Below are 3,438 nucleotides of genomic sequence, written 5' to 3'. Positions count from 1 at the left end.
GACCGCCACCGCCCCCCGCGCCGCGGCCGCCGCGATCGCCGCGCCCAGCCCGGCCTCGCCGGAGCGGACCGCGTCCAGGTCGAGCACCCGCGCCGGCACGCCGGGTGCTCCGGTGCTCGACCCGGCAGCCAGCGCCGCGGCCACCGACACCGGTGGCGCCGCGTGCTCGGCGTGCCAGGCGTCCGTGCGGTGCAGGGGTGTTCCGTCCACGTGCACGACGCCGCCCCGCACGGTGCGCCCGGCCACCGGCAGCGCGGGCGCCAGCACCACCGGGGCGCCGGTGGCCAGCGCGGCAGCGGCGACGGCGGCCAGGTGCCCGCGCAGCAGGGAGTCCACCTTCAGCGCCACCCGCCGCCGCTGCCCGCCGGGGCCGAGCGCGTGCCGCTCCAACGCCGCCGCCAGCCCCGCGGCGGCCGCGCCGGCCGGGCCGCTGCGCGAGTCCAGGTCCACGACGAGGACCTCGGCGCTGGGCGCGTCGGCGGCCGGGTCGAGCAGCAGCGTGCTGGGGCCGCCGTGGGCGAGGGCGGCCTCGGCGGCGCCGGAGAGGTCGTCGGCGAGCAGCAGCACCGGCGCGGTGGACGCGCGCTCGTGCCCGTGGTCGTTCCCGCTCACCGCCCGCGTCCTCCGCCTCGCCTCGTCGTCCGCTCGTCAGGGGAGCACGCGCCCGCAGCGGGCGCAAGCAGGCTCCGCCGCGCTCCCGCCCCGACCGCCGGGGCCCGCGCCGTTCACCCGTCCAGCAGGCCCAGCTCCAGCGCCCGCAGCACCGCCCGGGTGCGGTCGCGCACGCCCAGCTTCAGCAGCACCGCCGTGACGTGGTTCTTCACCGTCCCCGGCGCCAGGTGCAGCGCGGCGGCGATCTCCTTGTTCGACCACCCGGCGGCGGCCAGGCGCAGCACGTCCAGCTCGCGCGGGGTCAGCGGTGCCGGGACCCCCAGGTCGGCCGCTGCGCCCGGTGCGGCCGGCCGGCTCGTGACGGCGCGCAGCAGCCGGTCGGTCAGCGCCGGCTGCAGCAGGCTCCCGCCGTCCGCGAGCGTGCGGATCGCGGACAGCACCTGCTCCAGGGTGACGTCCTTGAGCAGGTAGCCGCGGGCCCCGGCGCGCAGCGCGGCCAGGACCAGCTCGTCGTCGTCGAACGTCGTCAGCACCAGGACCGGGACCACCTCCCCGCGCTCGCGCAGCGCCTCCAGCGTCGCGATGCCGTCGCGCCGCGGCATCCGCAGGTCCAGCAGCAGGACGTCGACGTCCCCGCGGGCCACGAGCTCCAGCGCCTGGTCGCCGTCCTCGCCCTCCCCGACGACCCGCACGGCGTCGCTGAGCGCGAGCAGCCGCAGGATCCCCTGCCGCACCAGGGTCTGGTCGTCCACGACGGCGACCCGGACCGGCCCGCTCACGCCGGCACCTGCAGCTCGGCGGTGAACCCCTCGCCCGGGGCGGTGCTGAAGCGGACGCTCCCGCCGGCGTCCTCGACCCGCTCGGCCAGGCCCGTCAGGCCGTTGCCCGGCCGCAGGCGGCGGCTGCCGCGGCCGTCGTCGTGCGCGCGCAGCCGCACCCCGCCCGCGTCGGCGACCACGTCGAGGGTGGCGCGGTGCGCCCCGGCGTGGCGCAGGGTGTTCGTCAGCAGCTCCTGCGCGGCGCGCACCACGACCAGCGCGCTCTCGGGACCCACCGGCACCTCCTCGCGCACGGTGAGCACCACCTGCAGGCCGGGGGCGCGGCCGACGACCTCCCGCAGGGCGCTCTCCAGCCCCCGCACCTCCCCGCGCAGGTCCCCCACGACGGAGCGCACGTCGCCCAGCAGGTCCTTGGCGATGCCGCGGGCCCGCTCGACGTGCTCGAGCTCCGGGCCCTGCGCGCGGTGGGCGGCGACCTCCAGCTCCAGCGCCAGCGCGGTCAGGCCGTGGCCGACGACGTCGTGCAGCTCGCGCGAGATGCGCAGCCGCTCGGCGTCCCGGCTGGAGGCGGCCAGCAGCGCCGAGGCGGCCCGCACCTGGGCGTGGGCCGCGGCCAGCGCGGCGCGCTGCTCGGCCTGCCGGCGACCGGCCACGACCACGATCGCGGCGAAGACCTGCAACGCGCCGTAGAGCGCGGCCACGGCCACGACCTCGTCGCCGGCGCCGCCCACCCGGGCCGCGCCGGCGACGACGGCGGCGCTCTGCACCGCGATGAGGACGGCCGTGGCGACCGGCGGCAGGCTCAGCGCGGCCGGCACCACCGTGACGACGAACAGGATCGCCGTCCACTCCACCTGCGGCGCGAGCCACCAGGCCACCAGCGCGGCGGCGACGTCCACGGCCAGCAGCGCGCGGGTCGACGCCCAGCGCGGGCGGGACCCCGGTGCCCCCGTCCCGGCGACGTCGTCGACGACGAACGCGAGCACGAACACCCCGTAGGCCAGCCACCACCACGCCCGGGTGCCGGGGGGACCGTCCCAGGCGCCCACCGCGGCCAGGGCGCCCACGGCCGCGAGCGCGACGTACCCCGTCAGCGCCGTCGAGCGTTCCTGGGCCCCGGAGAACACGAGGGGATCGTAGGAGCGACGGCGCCCGTCCCGCCCCTGCCGGAGGTCACGGGTCCAGCCGGTGACCTCCGGCACTTCGGGCGGCACCCGCCTCCTGCCTACCGTCGTGGGCACCGACAGGGACGACCCGGGACGACCCGGGACGACCCGGGACGACCGGGGACGAGCAGGGACGAGCAGGGGTGGAGGACCGGGTGGACGTCATCGAGATGGACGGGGTCGTGAAGACCTACGGCACCGTGCGGGCCGTCGACGGGCTGGACCTGCGGGTGCGGCAGGGCGAGGTCGTCGCCCTGCTGGGACCCAACGGCGCCGGCAAGAGCACCACGTTCGAACTGCTGCTGGACCTGGTCCGGCCCACGGCCGGCCGGGTGCGCGTCCTGGGCGGCGAGCCCGCCGCGGCCCGCGCCCGGACCGGGGCGATGCTGCAGTCCGCCGGCCTGCCCGAGCAGGTCACCGTGCGCGAACTGGTCCGGCTCGTCGGGCACGCCTACCCCCGGCACCTGCCGGTCGCGGAGGTGCTGGGACGCACCGGCCTGACGACCCGCGCCACCCGCACCGTGACGGCGCTGTCCGGCGGTGAGCGCCAGCGGCTGCTGCTGGCCCTCGCCCTCGTCGGGGAACCGGACCTGCTGCTGCTGGACGAACCGACCGCCGCCATGGACGTCCTCGCCCGCCGCGCGTTCTGGGCCCAGGCCCGCGCCGCGACCGCCGCCGGGGCGACGATCCTGTTCGCCACCCACGACCTCACCGAGGCGGCCGCCCACGCCGACCGGGTCGTCGTCCTCGCCGCCGGCCGCTGCGTCGCCGACGCCGCCCCCGGGGAACTGGCCGGGGGCGGCGACCTCGAGTCGGCCTACCTGACCCTCACCGACACCTCCGCTGGAGACCCGCGATGACCGCCTCCGCCCCGTCCGCCC

The 3,438-nt window shown here is 78.7% G+C and carries 4 protein-coding genes; 1 reads left to right on the top strand and 3 read right to left on the bottom strand.

Annotation, left to right across the window (positions count from 1 at the left end):
* The 3 genes from GTQ99_RS21230 to GTQ99_RS27265 form a co-directional block, all read right to left on the bottom strand.
* On the bottom strand, positions 1–612 hold a 612-nt coding region (locus GTQ99_RS21230), incomplete at its 3' end, for a four-carbon acid sugar kinase family protein (RefSeq protein ID WP_166617685.1).
* A 113-nt stretch (positions 613–725) separates the two neighbouring features.
* Positions 726–1,391, bottom strand: coding sequence for a response regulator (locus GTQ99_RS27270; protein ID WP_166617684.1), 666 nt, complete (start codon positions 1,389–1,391; stop codon positions 726–728).
* Positions 1,388–2,518, bottom strand: coding sequence for a histidine kinase (locus GTQ99_RS27265; protein WP_166617683.1), 1,131 nt, complete (start codon positions 2,516–2,518; stop codon positions 1,388–1,390). Before GTQ99_RS27265 ends, GTQ99_RS27270 begins: the two co-directional genes overlap by 4 nt.
* A gap of 194 nt (positions 2,519–2,712) precedes the next feature.
* Here GTQ99_RS27265 and GTQ99_RS21215 point away from each other — a divergent pair, with 194 nt between their 5' ends.
* Positions 2,713–3,417 carry an ATP-binding cassette domain-containing protein gene (locus tag GTQ99_RS21215; protein WP_205707955.1) on the top strand — a complete coding sequence of 235 codons (705 nt, stop codon included), beginning with the start codon at positions 2,713–2,715 and terminating at the stop codon, positions 3,415–3,417.
* The last annotated feature ends 21 nt before the right edge of the window (positions 3,418–3,438 follow it).

It is taken from the genome of Kineococcus vitellinus, assembly GCF_009906315.1.
Lineage (GTDB): Bacteria > Actinomycetota > Actinomycetes > Actinomycetales > Kineococcaceae > Kineococcus > Kineococcus vitellinus.
Note: the sequence above shows the minus strand (reverse complement) of the source record. Positions and strands in the feature narration are given on the sequence as shown.